The organism is Blastococcus sp. SYSU D00669, from assembly GCF_054050715.1.
Genome location: NZ_JBJGZV010000007.1, coordinates 138,550 through 154,101 on the forward strand (window position 1 = coordinate 138,550; position 15,552 = coordinate 154,101).

The 15,552-nt window shown below is 70.2% G+C and carries 29 protein-coding genes; all 29 read right to left on the reverse strand.

All coding sequences use genetic code 11. The annotated features are described in order from the left end of the window. Nucleotides 1–3: 3 nt before the first annotated feature. Nucleotides 4–630: a 30S ribosomal protein S4 gene (gene rpsD / locus ACI8AF_RS07510; RefSeq protein WP_456539068.1), complete on the reverse strand. Its 627-nt coding sequence runs from the start codon at nt 628–630 to the stop codon at nt 4–6. 35 nt (nt 631–665) lie between these two features. Then, nucleotides 666–1,073: a 30S ribosomal protein S11 gene (gene rpsK, locus ACI8AF_RS07515; RefSeq protein WP_014377968.1), complete on the reverse strand. Its 408-nt coding sequence runs from the start codon at nt 1,071–1,073 to the stop codon at nt 666–668. A 99-nt stretch (nt 1,074–1,172) separates the two neighbouring features. Further along, nucleotides 1,173–1,553 carry a 30S ribosomal protein S13 gene (gene rpsM, locus ACI8AF_RS07520; RefSeq protein WP_456539069.1) on the reverse strand — a complete coding sequence of 127 codons (381 nt, stop codon included), beginning with the start codon at nt 1,551–1,553 and terminating at the stop codon, nt 1,173–1,175. Nucleotides 1,554–1,582: 29 nt separating this feature from the next. Then, entirely contained in the window at nt 1,583–1,696 is a 114-nt protein-coding gene (rpmJ, locus tag ACI8AF_RS07525; RefSeq protein ID WP_012950458.1) for a 50S ribosomal protein L36, read from the reverse strand. Between the two features lie 67 nt (nt 1,697–1,763). After that, a complete protein-coding gene (gene infA, locus ACI8AF_RS07530; RefSeq protein WP_012950459.1) occupies nt 1,764–1,985 on the reverse strand; it encodes a translation initiation factor IF-1 in 222 nt (73 codons plus the stop codon). 224 nt (nt 1,986–2,209) lie between these two features. Continuing rightward, nucleotides 2,210–3,067, reverse strand: a complete 858-nt coding sequence (map, locus tag ACI8AF_RS07535; protein ID WP_456539070.1) for a type I methionyl aminopeptidase — start codon at nt 3,065–3,067, stop codon at nt 2,210–2,212. Nucleotides 3,068–3,080: 13 nt separating this feature from the next. Next, nucleotides 3,081–3,686: an adenylate kinase gene (locus ACI8AF_RS07540; RefSeq protein WP_456539071.1), complete on the reverse strand. Its 606-nt coding sequence runs from the start codon at nt 3,684–3,686 to the stop codon at nt 3,081–3,083. After that, nucleotides 3,686–4,996, reverse strand: a complete 1,311-nt coding sequence (gene secY, locus ACI8AF_RS07545; protein ID WP_456539072.1) for a preprotein translocase subunit SecY — start codon at nt 4,994–4,996, stop codon at nt 3,686–3,688. The genes ACI8AF_RS07540 and secY overlap by 1 nt, the downstream gene beginning before the upstream one ends. Nucleotides 4,997–5,108: 112 nt before the next feature. Further along, nucleotides 5,109–5,552, reverse strand: coding sequence for a 50S ribosomal protein L15 (rplO, locus tag ACI8AF_RS07550; RefSeq protein ID WP_456539073.1), 444 nt, complete (start codon nt 5,550–5,552; stop codon nt 5,109–5,111). A 13-nt stretch (nt 5,553–5,565) separates the two neighbouring features. Continuing rightward, nucleotides 5,566–5,748, reverse strand: coding sequence for a 50S ribosomal protein L30 (gene rpmD / locus ACI8AF_RS07555; protein WP_456539074.1), 183 nt, complete (start codon nt 5,746–5,748; stop codon nt 5,566–5,568). Nucleotide 5,749: 1 nt separating this feature from the next. Beyond that, nucleotides 5,750–6,364: a 30S ribosomal protein S5 gene (gene rpsE / locus ACI8AF_RS07560; protein ID WP_456539075.1), complete on the reverse strand. Its 615-nt coding sequence runs from the start codon at nt 6,362–6,364 to the stop codon at nt 5,750–5,752. A 34-nt stretch (nt 6,365–6,398) separates the two neighbouring features. After that, the gene (gene rplR, locus ACI8AF_RS07565; protein ID WP_456539076.1) at nt 6,399–6,806 is read right to left on the reverse strand and encodes a 50S ribosomal protein L18; all 408 of its coding nucleotides are present in this window, start codon (nt 6,804–6,806) and stop codon (nt 6,399–6,401) included. Beyond that, entirely contained in the window at nt 6,806–7,345 is a 540-nt protein-coding gene (gene rplF / locus ACI8AF_RS07570) for a 50S ribosomal protein L6 (RefSeq protein WP_456539077.1), read from the reverse strand. Before rplF ends, rplR begins: the two co-directional genes overlap by 1 nt. A gap of 15 nt (nt 7,346–7,360) precedes the next feature. Beyond that, nucleotides 7,361–7,765 (reverse strand): 30S ribosomal protein S8, encoded by a 405-nt coding sequence (rpsH, locus tag ACI8AF_RS07575; RefSeq protein WP_456539078.1) that lies wholly within the window; start codon nt 7,763–7,765, stop codon nt 7,361–7,363. 111 nt (nt 7,766–7,876) lie between these two features. After that, a complete protein-coding gene (locus ACI8AF_RS07580) occupies nt 7,877–8,062 on the reverse strand; it encodes a type Z 30S ribosomal protein S14 (RefSeq protein ID WP_113838243.1) in 186 nt (61 codons plus the stop codon). Between the two features lie 19 nt (nt 8,063–8,081). Continuing rightward, entirely contained in the window at nt 8,082–8,666 is a 585-nt protein-coding gene (gene rplE, locus ACI8AF_RS07585) for a 50S ribosomal protein L5 (protein WP_456539079.1), read from the reverse strand. Nucleotides 8,667–8,671: 5 nt separating this feature from the next. Further along, the gene (gene rplX, locus ACI8AF_RS07590; protein ID WP_456539080.1) at nt 8,672–9,040 is read right to left on the reverse strand and encodes a 50S ribosomal protein L24; all 369 of its coding nucleotides are present in this window, start codon (nt 9,038–9,040) and stop codon (nt 8,672–8,674) included. 2 nt (nt 9,041–9,042) lie between these two features. Then, nucleotides 9,043–9,411: a 50S ribosomal protein L14 gene (rplN, locus tag ACI8AF_RS07595; protein ID WP_012950472.1), complete on the reverse strand. Its 369-nt coding sequence runs from the start codon at nt 9,409–9,411 to the stop codon at nt 9,043–9,045. 176 nt (nt 9,412–9,587) lie between these two features. Continuing rightward, nucleotides 9,588–9,896: a 30S ribosomal protein S17 gene (rpsQ, locus tag ACI8AF_RS07600; protein WP_456539081.1), complete on the reverse strand. Its 309-nt coding sequence runs from the start codon at nt 9,894–9,896 to the stop codon at nt 9,588–9,590. After that, nucleotides 9,893–10,126: a 50S ribosomal protein L29 gene (rpmC, locus tag ACI8AF_RS07605; RefSeq protein ID WP_456539082.1), complete on the reverse strand. Its 234-nt coding sequence runs from the start codon at nt 10,124–10,126 to the stop codon at nt 9,893–9,895. Before rpmC ends, rpsQ begins: the two co-directional genes overlap by 4 nt. Then, complete coding sequence (rplP, locus tag ACI8AF_RS07610; protein WP_456539083.1) at nt 10,126–10,542, reverse strand: 50S ribosomal protein L16; 417 nt, start codon at nt 10,540–10,542, stop codon at nt 10,126–10,128. The genes rpmC and rplP overlap by 1 nt, the downstream gene beginning before the upstream one ends. A 5-nt stretch (nt 10,543–10,547) precedes the next feature. Then, nucleotides 10,548–11,465, reverse strand: a complete 918-nt coding sequence (rpsC, locus tag ACI8AF_RS07615) for a 30S ribosomal protein S3 (RefSeq protein WP_456539084.1) — start codon at nt 11,463–11,465, stop codon at nt 10,548–10,550. Next, on the reverse strand, nt 11,465–11,938 hold the full coding sequence (rplV, locus tag ACI8AF_RS07620) for a 50S ribosomal protein L22 (protein ID WP_456539085.1): 474 nt from the start codon (nt 11,936–11,938) through the stop codon (nt 11,465–11,467). The genes rpsC and rplV overlap by 1 nt, the downstream gene beginning before the upstream one ends. 17 nt (nt 11,939–11,955) lie before the next feature. After that, nucleotides 11,956–12,237, reverse strand: coding sequence for a 30S ribosomal protein S19 (gene rpsS, locus ACI8AF_RS07625; RefSeq protein ID WP_089402109.1), 282 nt, complete (start codon nt 12,235–12,237; stop codon nt 11,956–11,958). A 23-nt stretch (nt 12,238–12,260) separates the two neighbouring features. Beyond that, a complete protein-coding gene (rplB, locus tag ACI8AF_RS07630) occupies nt 12,261–13,094 on the reverse strand; it encodes a 50S ribosomal protein L2 (RefSeq protein ID WP_456539086.1) in 834 nt (277 codons plus the stop codon). A gap of 43 nt (nt 13,095–13,137) precedes the next feature. Then, a complete protein-coding gene (gene rplW, locus ACI8AF_RS07635) occupies nt 13,138–13,440 on the reverse strand; it encodes a 50S ribosomal protein L23 (RefSeq protein WP_456539087.1) in 303 nt (100 codons plus the stop codon). Continuing rightward, entirely contained in the window at nt 13,437–14,402 is a 966-nt protein-coding gene (gene rplD, locus ACI8AF_RS07640; protein WP_456539088.1) for a 50S ribosomal protein L4, read from the reverse strand. Before rplD ends, rplW begins: the two co-directional genes overlap by 4 nt. Beyond that, nucleotides 14,399–15,061 carry a 50S ribosomal protein L3 gene (rplC, locus tag ACI8AF_RS07645; RefSeq protein WP_456539089.1) on the reverse strand — a complete coding sequence of 221 codons (663 nt, stop codon included), beginning with the start codon at nt 15,059–15,061 and terminating at the stop codon, nt 14,399–14,401. The genes rplD and rplC overlap by 4 nt, the downstream gene beginning before the upstream one ends. A 15-nt stretch (nt 15,062–15,076) precedes the next feature. Next, nucleotides 15,077–15,382 (reverse strand): 30S ribosomal protein S10, encoded by a 306-nt coding sequence (gene rpsJ / locus ACI8AF_RS07650; protein ID WP_014742859.1) that lies wholly within the window; start codon nt 15,380–15,382, stop codon nt 15,077–15,079. Between the last annotated feature and the right edge of the window lie 170 nt (nt 15,383–15,552).

Sequence of the window (15,552 nt, forward strand, 5' to 3'; positions counted from 1 at the left end):
CTGCTACTTGGAGTAGAGCTCGACGATCAGCTGCTCCTGGACCGGGGTGTCGATGACCTGCCGGGCCGGGACGCTGTGCACGAGGACGCGCAGCTGGCTGCTGATGACCTCGAGCCACGGCGGCACCGGGCGCTCGCCGGCGCGGGCCTGGGCGATCTCGAAGGGCACCATGCGGCGCGACTTCTCGGCGACCTCGATGATGTCGTTCTCGCTCACGCGGTACGACGGGATGTCGACCTTGCGGCCGTTGACCCGGATGTGCCCGTGGCGGACCAGCTGGCGGGCCATGTCGCGGGACTCGGCGAAGCCGGCCCGGTAGACCACGTTGTCCAGCCGCGACTCGAGGATCTGCAGCAGGACCTCACCGGTCTTGCCCGTCTTGCGGTTGGCCTCTTCGTAGTAGCCGCGGAACTGCTTCTCGAGCACGCCGTAGATGCGGCGGGCCTTCTGCTTCTCGCGCAGCTGCAGCAGGTACTCGCTGTCCTTGCTGCGGCCCCGGCCGTGCTCGCCCGGCGGGTACGGCCGGATCTCGATCGGGCACTTCGGGGACTCGCACTTGCTGCCCTTGAGGAACAGCTTCATCTTCTCGCGCCGGCACATGCGGCAGTCGGCACCGGTGTAGCGGGCCACGTCGGGTTCTCCTCGTTCGTCTCGTCAGTGGCCGGTCAGACCCGGCGACGCTTCTTCGGGCGGCAGCCGTTGTGCGGCTGCGGGGTGACGTCCTGGATCTGGCCCACCTCGAGGCCGGTGGCCTGCAGCGAGCGGATCGCGGTCTCCCGGCCCGAGCCCGGGCCCTTGACGAAGACGTCGACCTTGCGCATGCCGTGCTCCTGCGCCTTGCGGGCGGCGTTCTCCGCGGCCATCTGCGCCGCGAACGGCGTGGACTTGCGCGAGCCCTTGAAGCCGACGTGGCCGGCGGAGGCCCAGCTGATCACGTTCCCGTTGGGGTCGGTGATCGACACGATCGTGTTGTTGAACGTGCTCTTGATGTGCGCGGCGCCGTGGGCGACGTTCTTCTTCTCCTTGCGGCGGACCTTCTTGGCGCCGGCCGCAGCGCGAGCCCTGGGAGGCATGAGTCTTTTCCGTGTCCTTCTGACGAATGGCCAAGAACAGCGCGCCGCGCGCGGTCGCTCCCGCCCTCTCGGGGTAGCTGCGACCGCGCGCGTGGCGGCTTACTTCTTGCCGGCCTTCTTCTTGCCGGCGATGGTCTTGCGCGGGCCCTTGCTCGAGCGCGCGTTGGTGCGGGTGCGCTGGCCGTGGACCGGCAGCCCGCGGCGGTGGCGGAGCCCCTGGTAGCAGCCGATCTCCACCTTGCGGCGGATGTCGGCGGCCACCTCGCGGCGGAGGTCACCCTCGACGCGGAAGTGCTCGTCGATGTAGTCGCGGAGCTTCAGCAGGTCCTCGTCGCCGAGGTCCTTGACGCGCAGGTCGGGGCTGACGCCCGTCGCGGCCAGGGTCTCCTTGGCGTGGGCCTTGCCGATGCCGTAGATGTACGTGAGCGCGATCTCCGTCCGCTTCTCGCGGGGCAGGTCGACGCCGGCCAGTCGTGCCATGTTCTAGGTACTCCCAGTCCTGTTCCGACTCAGCCCTGGCGCTGCTTGTGCCGGGCGTTGTCGCAGATGACCATGACCCGGCCGTGCCGGCGGATCACCTTGCACTTGTCGCAGATCTTCTTCACCGACGGCTGGACCTTCACCGGTGCCGCCCCTCATTCCTTCTGATCGGGCCACCCTCGCGCGCCGCGGTGCGCGGCGCGCCGGTGGTCACTTGTAGCGGTAGACGATGCGACCGCGGGTCAGGTCGTAGGGCGAGAGCTCCACGACCACGCGGTCCTCGGGCAGGATGCGGATGTAGTGCTGACGCATCTTGCCGCTGATGTGGGCGAGCACCCGGTGCCCGTTCTGCAGCTCGACCCGGAACATCGCGTTGGGCAGCGGCTCGACGACGCGACCCTCGACCTCGATGGCCCCGTCCTTCTTCGCCATGCCCGACACGGCCTCCTGATTCGATCTGCGCCCACGCCGGAACCCGGCGGTGGACGCGCGGTGGTTTGCAGAACTGGTGGTGCCTGACGTCCTCGCGAGGGCGCCCTGCGTCACGCGGCCACAGCACGACGACAGAGCGGCGCGAACGCCACAGGCCACTGTACCCCGCTGTCCCAGCCGTCACCAACCCGGGTCGGGGGTGACGAGCAGCGCAGCGACTTCCGTCAGCGACGGACCGTGACGCCGTGGGGCGCCAGCCCCGCGGCCCCGCCGTCCTCGGCGGTGAGGACCCACGGGCCCTCGGGGGTGATCGCCACCGTGTGCTCGAAGTGCGCGGCGCGCGAGCCGTCCTTGGTGACGACCGTCCAGCCGTCCTCGAGCTCGGCGGTCGCCGGGTCGCCCACGGTGACCATCGGCTCGATGGCGAGCACCAGACCGGGCACCAGCTTGGGGCCGCGGCCGGGGCGGCCGTAGTTGAGGACGTGCGGGTCCTGGTGCATCTCGGTGCCGATGCCGTGGCCGCCGTAGTGGTCGACGATCCCGTACGGGTGCGCCTCGGCGGTGATGACCTCCTCCACGGCGTGGCTGATGTCGGTCAGCCGGCCGCCGGCGACGGCCCGCGCCAGGCCGGCCCACATCGACCGCTCGGTGACGTCGAGCAGCGCCGCGTCCTCCGGGGACGGCTCCCCCACCGTCACCGTGACGGCCGAGTCGCTGTGCCAGCCGTCGAGGATCGCGCCGCAGTCGATGGAGATGTTGTCCCCCTCGGCCAGCCGGCGGTCGGGGTTCGGGATCCCGTGCACGATCTCGTCGTTGATCGACGCGCAGATGGTGCCGGTGAACCCGTGGTAGCCGAGGAAGTTCGGCACCGCGCCGTGGGAGCGGATGTAGTCCTCGGCGACGGCGTCCAGCTCCTTGGTGCTCACCCCGGGGCGGACGGCGGCCTTGACCGCCTGCAGCGCCCCGAAGGTGATCAGCCCGGAGGCGCGCATGAGCTCGATCTCGTGCGGTGTCTTGATCTGGATCATGCGTCCACTCCACTTCGCCAGCAGCGGGATGCGGGCCAGGAGCTGGTTACCCATTCCCGCGCTGCCCTCAGTCTGCGTGCGGCTGCGCGCCGTCCGACCGGCCCAGCGCGGCCATCGCGCGGGCGGTGACCTCCTCGATCTCGCCGATGGCGTCGATCCGCGAGAGGAGGCCTTCGGACTCGTAGAACCCCGACAGCGGGGCCGTCTGTTCCCGGTACACCTCGAGCCGGTGGCGGACGGTCTCCGGCTTGTCGTCGTCGCGCTGCACCCACTGGCCGTCGACGAGCATGCGCCGCCCGGACAGCCGGCGGACCAGCTCGTCCTCGTCGACGACGAGCTCGAGCACGCGGTCGAGGGCGCCACCGAGCTCGACGAGCGAGGCGCGCAGCTGCTCGGCCTGCGGGATGGTGCGGGGGAAGCCGTCGAGCAGGAACCCGGCCTTGGCGTCCGGCTCGGCCAGCCGGTCGCTGACCATGGCCACGGTGATCTCGTCGGGGACGAGGTCGCCGGCGTCCATGTAGACCTTGGCCTGCCGACCCAGGTCGGTCTTGCCGCTGACGTTGGCGCGGAAGATGTCGCCGGTCGAGATGGCCGGGACGCCGAGCCGCCCCGCGATGATCTGCGCCTGCGTGCCCTTGCCGGCCCCCGGCGGCCCGAGCAGGACGACGCGCACTACTTCAGGAACCCTTCGTAGTTGCGCTGGTTCAGTTGCGTCTCGATCTGCTTCACCGTCTCCAACCCCACTCCGACCATGATGAGCACCGCGGTCCCGCCGAACGGGAAGTTCTGGTTCTGCCCCTGCTGCGTGATGGACAGGAAGAAGTTCGGCAAGACTGCCACGAGCCCGAGGTAGATCGAACCCGGGAGGGTGATCCGGGAGAGCACGTACTGCAGGTACTCGGCCGTCGGCCGGCCGGGACGGATGCCGGGGATGAAGCCGCCGTAGCGCTTCATGTCGTCGGCCCGCTCCTCCGGGTTGAAGGTGATCGACACGTAGAAGTACGTGAAGAACACGATCAGGCCGAAGTACAGGGCGATGTGGAACGGGCTGCTCTGGTCGATGACGTAGGTCTCGAAGAACTGCCGGACCGGTCCGGTCTCGTCGCCCTGCAGCTGGGTGATCAGCTGCGGCAGGTACAGCAGGGACGACGCGAAGATGACCGGGATGACGCCGGCCTGGTTGACCTTGAGCGGGAGGTAGGTCGAGGTGCCGCCGTACATGCGGCGGCCGACCATCCGCTTGGCGTACTGCACGGGGATGCGTCGTTGCGCCTGTTCGACGTAGACGACCGCCCCGATGATCAGCAGGGCCAGCAGGCAGATGAGCGTGAAGACCAGCACGCCGCGGGTCTGCAGGATCGAGCCGCCCTCGGCAGGGATCCGCGCCGCGATCGAGGTGAAGATCAGCACGGACATGCCGTTGCCGATGCCCTTCTCGGTCAGCAGCTCGCCGAGCCACATGATGACGGCGGTGCCGGCGGTCAGCGCGGTCACCAGGATGACCGTCGTCCACACCGAGTCGTCGGGGATGATCTCCTGCTGGCACTCGGGGAACAGCTGGCCGCTGCGGGCCAGGGCGATGATGCCGGTGCTCTGCAGGATCGCCAGGGCGATCGTCAGGTAGCGGGTGTACTGGGTCAGCTTCTGCTGGCCAGACTGCCCTTCCTTCTTCAGCTGCTCGAACCGCGGGATCACCACGACCAGCAGCTGGATGATGATGCTGGCCGTGATGTACGGCATGATCCCGAGCGCGAACACCGACAGGCGCAGCAGCGCCCCGCCGGAGAACAGGTTCACCAGCGAGTAGACGTCGCGCTGGGCGCCCTGGCTGGCGGCGTCGAGGCAGCTGTTGATCGCGGCGACCGACACACCGGGACCGGGCACGCTGGCGCCCAGGCGGTACACGGCGATGATCGCCAGGGAGAACAGCAGCTTGCGCCGGAGGTCTGGCGTCCGGAACGCCGCGGCGAACGCCTGCAGCACGTGCCCTCCCCTGGTCGGTCGTTCGAGATTAGCAACGTGCCCGGCCACTCCTGTGGAAGGCCGGGCAGCACGTGACCCCGGGGCGGGAGAGCCGCCCCGGGGTCACCGTGGTTCAGATGAGGGTGGTGCTGCCCCCGGCAGCGGCGATCTTCTCGGCGGCGGACGACGAGAAGCCGTGCGCGTGCACGTGCACCTCGATGCCGCCCAGGTCGCCGGTACCGAGCACCTTGACCGGCTGGCCGCGACGGACCGCGCCCGCCTCGGCCAGGCTGTCGGGGTTGATCGAGCCGCCGTTCGGGAACAGCGCCGCGATCCGGTCGAGGTTGACGACCTGGAAGACGACCTTGTTCGGGTTCTTGAACCCGGACAGCTTCGGCAGCCGCATGTGCAGCGGCGTCTGGCCACCTTCGAAGCGGGCGGAGACGTTGCCCCGCGCGCCGGTGCCCTTCGTGCCGCGGCCGGCGGTCTTGCCCTTGGAGCCCTCACCGCGACCCACGCGGGTCTTCGGCGTGTGGGCGCCCTTGGCCGGGCGCAGGTGGTGGACCTTGAGAGTCATCGTGATTCCCTGCTCAGCTGATCTCTTCGACGCGCACCAGGTGCGGCACCGTCGCGACCATCCCGCGGATCTCGGGACGGTCCTCCTGCACGACCGTGTCGTTGATCCGCTTCAGGCCCAGGGACCGCAGCGTCTGCCGCTGGTTGGGCTTGGTGCCGATCGCCGACCGGATCTGGGTGACCTTCAGCTGCGCCATCTCAGACCCCCTGGCCCGCACGCGCGCGGAGCATGGCGGCCGGAGCGACGTCCTCGAGCGGCAGACCACGGCGGGCCGCGATCTCCTCGGGACGCACGAGGTCCTTCAGCGCCTGCATCGTCGCGTGCACGATGTTGATCGGGTTCGACGAACCCAGGCTCTTGGAGAGCACGTCGTGGATGCCCGCGCACTCCAGGACGGCGCGCACCGGACCACCGGCGATGACACCGGTACCGGGGCTGGCCGGCTTGAGCAGCACGACGCCGGCCGCCGCCTCGCCCTGCACGGGGTGCGGGATCGTGCTGGCGATGCGGGGCACCTTGTAGAAGTGCTTCTTGGCCTCCTCGACGCCCTTGGCGATGGCCGCGGGCACCTCCTTGGCCTTGCCGTAGCCGACGCCCACGGTGCCGTCGCCGTCGCCGACGACGACCAGCGCGGTGAAGCTGAAGCGCCGACCGCCCTTGACGACCTTGGACACGCGGTTGATGGCCACCACGCGCTCGATGAAGTTGCTCTTCTCGGCGGGAGCGCCTCCCTGGCCCCGCCCGCCGTCACGACGGTCGCGGCGGTCGTTGCCGCCGCCGGCGCCGCCGCCGCGTCGCTGTGGTCCTGGCATCAGACGTCCCTCTCGATCAGTTCAGAAGCGTTCATCAGAAGTCCAGCCCGCCCTCGCGGGCGCCGTCGGCCAGGGCGGCGATCCGCCCGGCGTAGCGGTTGCCACCGCGGTCGAAGACGACCGCGGTGATGCCGGCCGCCTTGGCGCGCTCGGCGACCAGGGCGCCGACCTTGCGGGCGAGGGCGGACTTGTCGCCCTCGCTGCCGCGGATGTCGGCGTCCAGCGTCGAGGCGCTCACCACGGTGCGGCCGACGGTGTCGTCGACGACCTGCACGTGGATGTGCCGCGAGCTGCGGTTGACCACCAGACGGGGGCGCTCCGGCGTGCCGGAGACCCGCTTGCGCAGCCGGGTGTGGCGACGCAGCCGCGAGACGCGGCGCGCGGTGCTGACGTCGGTGCCGACGGGCTTGTGCACCCGCGCGGTCTTCTCTGCCTGAGCCATCACTTACCCGTCTTCCCGACCTTGCGCTTCACGACCTCGCCCTGGTACCGCACGCCCTTGCCCTTGTAGGGGTCGGGCTTGCGGAGCTTGCGGATCTTGGCCGCTACCTCGCCGACCTGCTGCTTGTCGATGCCCTCGACCCGGAACCGGGTGGGCGCCTCGACCGTGAAGGTGATGCCCTCGGGGGCCTTCACCGGCACCGGGTGGCTGTACCCCAGCGCGAACTCCAGGTCCGACCCGCGGGCCTGGACGCGGTAACCCACGCCGACGATCTCCAGGGTCTTGCTGTAGCCCTGGGTGACGCCGGTGATCATGTTGGCGATGAGCGTCCGGGACAGGCCGTGCAGGGCACGGCTGTCGCGCTCGTCGTCCGGCCGCTTGACCAGGAGGGTGCCGTCCTCACCGCGCTCGACGGTGATCGGGGCCGCGACGGTGTGCGAGAGGGAACCCTTGGGGCCCTTCACGTTCACCGTGCGGCCGTCGATGGCGACGTCCACACCACCGGGCACCGGAATCGGCAGTCGTCCGATCCGTGACATCTTCGCTCGCTCCTCTTACCAGACGTAGGCGAGGACTTCCCCGCCCACGCCCTTCTTGGTCGCCTGCTTGTCGGTCAGCAGCCCGCTGGAGGTGGAGATGATCGCCACCCCGAGGCCGCCCAGGACCTTGGGCAGGGAGTTCGACTTGGCGTACACCCGCAGACCGGGCTTGGAGACCCGCCGGACGCCGGCGATGCTCCGCTCGCGGTTGGGGCCGTACTTCAGGTCGACGACGAGCTCCTTGCGGACGGTGCCGTCCACCTCGACCTCGTTGACCTTCCAGCCGGCGATGTAGCCCTCCTGCTGGAGGATCTCGGCGATGTGCGTCTTCAACTTCGACGACGGCATGGTCGCGGAGTCGTGGTACGCGGAGTTCGCGTTGCGGAGCCGCGTCAGCATGTCCGCGATCGGGTCGGTCATCGTCATGACGGTGTGGTGCCTCTCTCGCCGCGGTTCCGCGTGCGCCGGGTCTCTCGGGACTTGGCGCGGGGCCTGTCGGCGATCAGTACTGCTCGAACAGTGAGGTGGTGCTTACCAGCTGGACTTGCTCACGCCGGGGAGCTCCCCGGCGTGGGCCATCTCCCGCAGGCAGATCCGGCACAGGCCGAACTTGCGGAAGACCGCGTGCGGACGCCCGCAGCGCTGGCAGCGGGTGTAGCCGCGGACCGCGAACTTCGGCTTGCGGGCCGCCTTGTTGATGAGAGCCTTCTTGGCCATCGGTATCTCCTGCCCCGGCTCAGCGGGTGGTCGTGACGACGGGCTGGCCGGCGAAGGGGAAGCCGAGCTGGCGGAGCAGCTCGCGACCCTCCTCGTCGGTCGTGGCGGTGGTGACCAGCGTGATGTCCATGCCGCGCGGCCGGTCGATCTTGTCCACGTCGATCTCGCGGAACATCGACTGCTCGGTCAGGCCGAACGTGTAGTTGCCGTTGCCGTCGAACTGCTTGGCGTTCAGGCCGCGAAAGTCACGGATGCGGGGCAGGGCGAGCGACAGCAGGCGGTCGAGGAACTCCCACATGCGGTCGCCGCGCAGGGTCACCTTGGCGCCGATCGGCATGCCCTCGCGCAGCTTGAACTGCGCGATGGACTTGCGGGCCCGCACGACGGCCGGCTTCTGGCCGGTGATGGCGGTGAGGTCGCGGACCGCGCCGTCCATCAGCTTCGCGTCGCGGGTCGCCTCGCCGACGCCCATGTTGACCACGATCTTGGTCAGCCGCGGGATCTGCATGACGTTCTGGTAGCCGAACTCCGACTGCAGCGCCGGCACGATCTCCGCGCGGTAGCGCTCGAGCAGCCGGGGCAGCTCACGGGTGGGTGCGCTCATGGTCCTCAGAGATCCTTACCGGTGCGCCGCGAGACCCGGACCTTGCGGCCTTCTTCGTCGATGCGGTAGCCGACCCGGGTCGGCTTGTCCTCGGAGTCGATCACCATCACGTTGCTCACGTGGATGGGCGCCTCCTGCGTGACGATCCCGCCCTGCTGGGCACCGCGCTGGCTGGTGCTGATGCGCGTGTGCTTCTTAATCCGGCCGACGCCCTCGACGAGCACCTTCTGGATCTGGGGGTAGGCGGCGATGACGCGGCCCTTGGCGCCCTTGTCCTTGCCGGACAGCACCAGGACGGTGTCGCCCTTCTTGACCTTCATGGACGGCGCCTTGGCGCGGCTGGTCGCGGCCTTCTGCTTCTTCGTGACGGCCATGGTCACAACACCTCCGGGGCGAGCGAGATGATCCGCATGAAGCGCTTGTCGCGCAGCTCGCGGCCGACCGGGCCGAAGATGCGGGTCCCGCGCGGGTCGCCGCTGTCGCGGATGATCACCGCGGCGTTCTCGTCGAATCGGATGTAGGAACCGTCCGGACGACGCCGCTCCTTCACCGTGCGGACGACGACCGCCTTGACGACGTCGCCCCGCTTCACACCGGCCCCGGGCAGCGCGTCCTTCACGGTGGCGACGATGACGTCGCCGATGCCCGCGTAGCGTCGCCCGGAACCGCCGAGCACCCGGATGCAGAGGATCTCCTTTGCCCCGGTGTTGTCGGCGACTCGCAGTCGCGACTCCTGCTGGATCACGTCCCTACTCCTATGTCTTCGTACTTCTGCTGTAGGCCCTGGGGCCGCGGCTGCGCGTCTGGGGCCGACGTTCCGCCGCTCTCGTCACGCGCAGACGGCCGGAGGCGAACCGCCCCGGCCGTCGGGTCCGCGGAAGGCCGGCCCGAGGTGGGCCGACCGTCCACGGTACCTGGTCCTTACTTGGCCTTCTCGAGGACCTCGACCAGCCGCCACCGCTTGGTGGCCGACAGCGGCCGGGTCTCCATGATCTGCACGCGGTCGCCGACGCCCGCGACGTTCTGCTCGTCGTGGGCCTTCAGCTTGCTCGTGCGGCGGAGGACCTTGCCGTAGAGGCCGTGCTTCACGCGGTCCTCGACCTCGACGACGATGGTCTTCTCCATCTTGTCGCTGACCACGAGGCCCTCGCGGACCTTGCGGTAGCCACGGCCGGCCAGGCCGGGGCCGGTCGCGACGGAATCGTTCACAGGCGTCTCGGGGCTGCTCATGCCACACCCTCGTTCGGGGCGACGGACAGACCGAGCTCGCGCTCGCGCATGATCGTGTAGATCCGGGCGATGTCGCGGCGCACCGTCTGCAGTCGCCGGTTGTTGTCCAGCTGGCCGGTGGCCACCTGGAAGCGGAGGTTGAACAGCTCTTCCTTCGACTCGCGCAGCTTGGAGGCCAGCTCGTCGGCGGAGAGCTCACGCAGCTCCGGAGCGGTCAGACCGGCAGCCATCACACCTCTCCTTCACGCGTGATGAAGCGGCACTTCATCGGCAGCTTGTGGATCGCGCGGCGCATGGCCTCGCGGGCCACCGGCTCGGCGACGCCGGACAGCTCGAAGAGCACGCGACCGGGCTTCACGTTGGCCACCCACCACTCCGGAGAGCCCTTGCCGGAACCCATGCGGGTCTCGGCCGGCTTCTTGGTCAGCGGGCGGTCCGGGTAGATCGAGATCCAGACCTTGCCGCCACGACGGATGTGCCGCGTCATGGCGATACGGGCCGACTCGATCTGCCGGTTGGTCACGTAGGCCGGCTCCAGCGCCTGGATGGCGTAGTCACCGAAGTTGATCTCGGTGCCGCCCTTGGCGCGCCCGGAGCGGCTCGGGTGGTGCTGCTTGCGGTGCTTGACCCGCCGAGGGATCAGCATGGGGATCAGGCCTCCGTGTTCTCGGCACCGGCCGACTCGGCGGCGGCGGTGCCCTCGGCGCCGGCGGCCTCGCCGACGCTCTGCGCGGGGGCGACGTCGCCGGAGGTGGCGGCGACGGCGCTGGTGGTGTCGACCTCGGGCGCGGCCGGGGCGTCGGTGGACTCCGCCGCGGCGCGACCGGCCTCGGTGCCGCCGGCGGTGGTGCCGGACGAACCCGAGCGGCGCGGGCGCTGCGAGCGCTCGCGGCGCTGCTGCCGGGCGGCCAGGGCCTCGAGGGCCTCGCGCTCGGCGCGGGAGCCGCTCACGTCGCCCTTGTAGATCCAGACCTTGACGCCGATGCGGCCGAAGGTGGTCCGGGCCTCGTACAGGCCGTAGTCGATGTTCGCGCGCAGCGTGTGCAGCGGCACACGACCCTCGCGGTAGAACTCCGACCGGCTCATCTCCGTGCCGCCGAGGCGGCCGGAGCACTGCACCCGGATGCCCTTGACCTGCGGGCTGCGCTGGGCGGACTGCATGGCCTTGCGCATGGCGCGGCGGAAGCTCACGCGGCTGGAGAGCTGCTCGGCGACGGCCTGGGCGACCAGCTGCGCGTCGGCCTCGGGGTTCTTCACCTCGAGGATGTTCAGCTGGACCTGCTTGCCCGTCAGCTTCTCGAGCTCACCGCGGATGCGGTCGGCCTCCGCGCCGCGGCGGCCGATGACGATGCCCGGCCGGGCGGTGTGGATGTCGACGCGGACGCGGTCGCGGGTGCGCTCGATCTCCACCTTGGAGATGCCGGCCCGCTCCATGCCCTTGCTCATGAGCTTGCGGATGGCCACGTCTTCCTTGACGTAGTCCTTGTACAGCTTGTCGGCGTACCACCGGGACTTGTAGTCGGTGGTGATGCCGAGCCGGAACCCGTGCGGGTTGACCTTCTGACCCACTAGCGGGTCCCTCCCCTCGTGTTGCTCTTACGGCCGGTCTGCTGGGCGGCCGGCCCCGACTGGCCGGTGTCCCGCCGCGCCTTGCGCGACTTGGACGCCAGCTCCGGGCTGACGGTCACCTCGCTCACCTCGACGGTGATGTGGCTGGTCCGCTTGTTGATGCGGTACGCGCGCCCCTGGGCACGCGGGCGGATCCGCTTCATCGTCGGGCCCTCGTCCACGAACGCGGCGCTGACCACCAGGGCCTGCGGGTCGAGCCGCAGGTTGTGCTCGGCGTTGGCCACCGCGCTGGCGACGACCTTGGCCACCGGCTCGCTGGCGGCCTGCGGCGCGAAGCGCAGCAGGGCGAGCGCCTCGTCGGCGGGCAGGTAGCGGATCAGGTCCACCACCCGGCGGGCCTTCATCGGGGTCACGCGGACGAACCGGGCCGTAGCCCGGGCGACCGGCGCCTCCTGTCCCAACTGGGAAGTCATGGTGATCTCTCTCTACCTCAGCCGCGCCGCGACCGGCGGTCGTCCTTGACGTGCCCACGGAACGTGCGCGTGGGCGCGAACTCGCCGAGCTTGTGCCCGACCATCGCCTCGGTCACGAACACCGGGACGTGCTTGCGGCCGTCGTGCACGGCGATCGTGTGCCCGAGCATGTCGGGGATGATCGTCGAGCGCCGCGACCAGGTGCGGATGACGGTCTTGGTGCCCTTCTCGTTCTGCGCGTCCACCTTCTTGAGCAGGTGGTCGTCGACGAACGGGCCCTTCTTCAGGCTGCGTGGCATCTCTGTCGGACTCCTCTACCCGCTCAGCGCTTCTTGTTGGCGCGCCGGCGGCGCACGATCATGGCGTCGGAGGCCTTGCGCTTGCGCGTGCGGCCCTCGGGCTTGCCCTTCGGGTTGACCGGGTGGCGACCACCGGAGGTCTTCCCCTCACCACCGCCGTGCGGGTGGTCGACCGGGTTCATGGCGACACCGCGGACGGTCGGGCGCTTGCCCTTCCACCGCATGCGGCCCGCCTTGCCCCAGTTGATGTTCGACTGCTCGGCGTTGCCCACCTCGCCGACGGTCGCGCGGCAGCGCACGTCGACATTGCGGATCTCCCCCGACGGCATGCGAAGCTGCGCCAGCCGGCCCTCGCGGGCGACGAGCTGGACGCTGGTACCGGCCGAGCGGGCGATCTTCGCCCCGCCGCCCGGACGCAGCTCGATGGCATGAACAACGGTGCCGACAGGGATGTTCCGCAGCGGCAGGTTGTTGCCCGGCTTGATGTCGGCCGAGGGGCCGCACTCGACGGTGTCGCCCTGCTTGAGCCGGGCCGGCGCAAGGATGTAGCGCTTCTCGCCGTCGGCGTAGTGCAGCAGCGCGATCCGCGAGGTGCGGTTCGGGTCGTACTCGATGTGCGCGACCTTGGCCGGCACGCCGTCCTTGTCGGCCCGGCGGAAGTCGATCACCCGGTAGGCCCGCTTGTGCCCGCCGCCCTGGTGCCGAGCCGTCACCTTGCCGTGGACGTTGCGCCCACCGCGGCCGTGCAGCGGCCGGACCAGCGACTTCTCGGGGTGGTCGCGGGTGACCTCGGCGAAGTCGGCGACGCTCGAGCCACGCCGGCCCGGCGTCGTCGGCTTGTACTTGCGGATAGCCATTACTGGTTCCCTCGTGTCCTTCGTCCCTGGTCGCTCAGGCGCCTCAGGCGCCCGGGCCGCCGAAGATCTCGATGCGGTCGCCCGGCGCGAGCGACACGATGGCGCGCTTGGTGTCCTTGCGCTTGCCCATCCGGTTGCCGCGGCTGCGCTTGCGCTTGCCCTGACGGTTGACCGTGTTCACGCCGAGCACCTTCACGTCGAAGACCTGCTCGACAGCGATCTTGATCTGCGTCTTGTTCGCCTCGGGGAGGACCAGGAACGTGTACTGGTTCTCGTCCAGGAGGCCGTAGCTCTTCTCGGAGATGACCGGGGCGAGCAGGACGTCCCGGGGGTCGCGGACGCTCATGCCTTCTCCTCGGTGCTCGCGTCGGTGGTGCCGTCCTCGGTGGGCGCGGTGGCGCCGGCACCGGCGTTGGCGGCCTCGGCCTGCTCGGCCGGGGCCGCGGCTGCCTCCTCGGCGGTGGCCGGGGCGGCGTCCTCGGGGGTCGCGGCCACCGGCTGCGCCTCGACGGCGGCGGCCTTCCTCGCCGGGGCCGGCTCGGCCGGCGCCTCGCCGAGGTCGAGGTCGGTGGTGCCCTCGCCCTCGATCGACGGGATCGCGCCCGGGATGTGCGGCGTGGTCAGGTCGGGCTTGTCGACGCCGGCGCCCCGACCCTGGGCCGGGCCGGCGACGAACTCGGCGAGCGCGGCCTCGGTGAAGACCACGTCGTCGGCGTTGAGGACGTCGTAGGTGTTCAGCTGGCCGGCCTCGAGCAGGTGCACCCGCGGCTCGTTGCGCAGGCTGACCCAGTTGAGGACGTCGTCCCGGTCGAGGACGACGAGCACCTTCTTGGCGTCGGTGACGGCGCTGAGCGTGGCGATGGCGGCCTTGGTCTTCGGGGCGTCCCCGTCGACGAAGGTGCTCACCACGTGCACGCGGCCCTCGCGGGCCCGGTCGGAGAGGGCGCCGCGCAGGGCGGCGGCCTTCATCTTCTTGGGCGTCCGCTGGCTGTAGTCGCGCGGCTGCGGGCCGTGGACGGTGCCACCGCCCTCGAACTGCGGCGCGCGGGTCGAGCCCTGACGGGCGCGGCCGGTGCCCTTCTGCCGGTACGGCTTGGCGCCACCGCCGCTGACCTGGCCACGCGTCTTGGTCGCGTGGGTGCCCTGGCGGGCCGCGGCCAGCTGGGCCACGACCACCTGGTGCATCAGGGCGACGCTGGCGGTCGTGTCGAACAGCTCACCGGGCAGCGTCGCGGTGCCGGAGGTCTCCCCCGCCGGCGTGCGGACGTCGACCGTGCGGTCGGTCCGGCTCTGCGTTGCGCTGGTCACTTCTCACTCCCCACGGGGCCGCCCTTGACGGCCGAACGGACGAGCACCAGGCCGCCCTTCGGGCCGGGGATGGCGCCCTTGATCAGCAGCAGACCGCGCTCGGTGTCCACCTTGTGGACGTTGAGCGACAGGGTCGTGGTCTTCACCGCACCCATGCGGCCGGCCATGCGCAGGCCCTTGAACACGCGGCCCGGGGTGGACGCGCCACCGATGGAGCCGGGCGAACGGTGCTTGCGCTGCGTGCCGTGCGCGGCGCCGAGGCCGCGGAAGCCGTGGCGCTTCATGACACCGGCGGTGCCCTTGCCCTTGCTGGTGCCGATGACGTCGACCTTGGCCACGCCGTCGAACACCTCGGCGGTCAGCTCCTGGCCGACCTCGTAGGTGGAGGCGTCCTCGGTGCGCAGCTCGACCAGGTGCCGGCGCGGGGTCACGCCCGCCTTGGCGAAGTGCCCGCCCTCGGGCTTGTTCACCTTGCGCGGGTCGATCTCGCCGAACCCGAGCTGGACGGCCGAGTAGCCGTCGCGCTCCGGGGTGCGCACCTGGGTGACCACGCACGGCCCGGCCTTGACGACGGTCACCGGCACGATGCGGTTGTTCTCGTCGAAGACCTGGGTCATGCCCAGCTTCTCTCCGAGGAGGCCGCGGAATGTGCTCGCCATGTCTGCTGAAAGCCCTTACTGGATGTTGACGTCGACCGAGGCCGGCAGGTCGATGCGCATGAGCGCGTCGACCGTCTTCGGGGTCGGGTCGAGGATGTCGATGAGGCGCTTGTGCGTGCGCATCTCGAAGTGCTCGCGCGAGTCCTTGTACTTGTGCGGCGAGCGGATGACGCAGTACACGTTCTTCTCCGTCGGCAGCGGCACCGGGCCGACGACGCGCGCACCGGTCTTGGTCACCGTGTCGACGATGCGCCGCGCCGAGGCGTCGATCGCCTCGTGGTCGTAGGCCTTCAGCCGGATGCGGATCTTCTGTCCCGCCATCGCTGTTCTTCGCTCCTGCCGATCGGTATGTCTGTAGCTGGGGTGGGTCCGGGTGGACCGGGCCGGGTCCTGTGGACCCGGGAGACGGGCGGCGGCCGGGAGGGCCCCCGCCCCTCAGCGGGGTGTTAATTGATGATATTACTGACCCGACCGGCGCCGAAGGTGCGGCC

Coding starts and splice junctions, on each gene's coding strand:
- rpsK (WP_014377968.1), bottom strand. CDS start 1,073: ATGCCTCCCAGGGCTCGCGCTGCGGCCGGCGCCAAGAAGGTCCGCCGC.
- rpsM (WP_456539069.1), bottom strand. CDS start 1,553: ATGGCACGACTGGCCGGCGTCGACCTGCCCCGCGAGAAGCGGACGGAG.
- infA (WP_012950459.1), bottom strand. CDS start 1,985: ATGGCGAAGAAGGACGGGGCCATCGAGGTCGAGGGTCGCGTCGTCGAG.
- map (WP_456539070.1), bottom strand. CDS start 3,067: ATGGGTAACCAGCTCCTGGCCCGCATCCCGCTGCTGGCGAAGTGGAGT.
- rplO (WP_456539073.1), bottom strand. CDS start 5,552: ATGACTCTCAAGGTCCACCACCTGCGCCCGGCCAAGGGCGCCCACACG.
- rpmD (WP_456539074.1), bottom strand. CDS start 5,748: ATGGCGCAGCTGAAGGTCACCCAGATCCGGTCGGCGATCGGCACCAAG.
- rpsE (WP_456539075.1), bottom strand. CDS start 6,364: ATGCCAGGACCACAGCGACGCGGCGGCGGCGCCGGCGGCGGCAACGAC.
- rplR (WP_456539076.1), bottom strand. CDS start 6,806: ATGGCTCAGGCAGAGAAGACCGCGCGGGTGCACAAGCCCGTCGGCACC.
- rplF (WP_456539077.1), bottom strand. CDS start 7,345: ATGTCACGGATCGGACGACTGCCGATTCCGGTGCCCGGTGGTGTGGAC.
- rpsH (WP_456539078.1), bottom strand. CDS start 7,765: ATGACCGACCCGATCGCGGACATGCTGACGCGGCTCCGCAACGCGAAC.
- ACI8AF_RS07580 (WP_113838243.1), bottom strand. CDS start 8,062: ATGGCCAAGAAGGCTCTCATCAACAAGGCGGCCCGCAAGCCGAAGTTC.
- rplE (WP_456539079.1), bottom strand. CDS start 8,666: ATGAGCGCACCCACCCGTGAGCTGCCCCGGCTGCTCGAGCGCTACCGC.
- rplX (WP_456539080.1), bottom strand. CDS start 9,040: ATGGCCGTCACGAAGAAGCAGAAGGCCGCGACCAGCCGCGCCAAGGCG.
- rpsQ (WP_456539081.1), bottom strand. CDS start 9,896: ATGAGCAGCCCCGAGACGCCTGTGAACGATTCCGTCGCGACCGGCCCC.
- rpmC (WP_456539082.1), bottom strand. CDS start 10,126: ATGGCTGCCGGTCTGACCGCTCCGGAGCTGCGTGAGCTCTCCGCCGAC.
- rplP (WP_456539083.1), bottom strand. CDS start 10,542: ATGCTGATCCCTCGGCGGGTCAAGCACCGCAAGCAGCACCACCCGAGC.
- rplV (WP_456539085.1), bottom strand. CDS start 11,938: ATGACTTCCCAGTTGGGACAGGAGGCGCCGGTCGCCCGGGCTACGGCC.
- rpsS (WP_089402109.1), bottom strand. CDS start 12,237: ATGCCACGCAGCCTGAAGAAGGGCCCGTTCGTCGACGACCACCTGCTC.
- rplB (WP_456539086.1), bottom strand. CDS start 13,094: ATGGCTATCCGCAAGTACAAGCCGACGACGCCGGGCCGGCGTGGCTCG.
- rplW (WP_456539087.1), bottom strand. CDS start 13,440: ATGAGCGTCCGCGACCCCCGGGACGTCCTGCTCGCCCCGGTCATCTCC.
- rplC (WP_456539089.1), bottom strand. CDS start 15,061: ATGGCGAGCACATTCCGCGGCCTCCTCGGAGAGAAGCTGGGCATGACC.
- rpsJ (WP_014742859.1), bottom strand. CDS start 15,382: ATGGCGGGACAGAAGATCCGCATCCGGCTGAAGGCCTACGACCACGAG.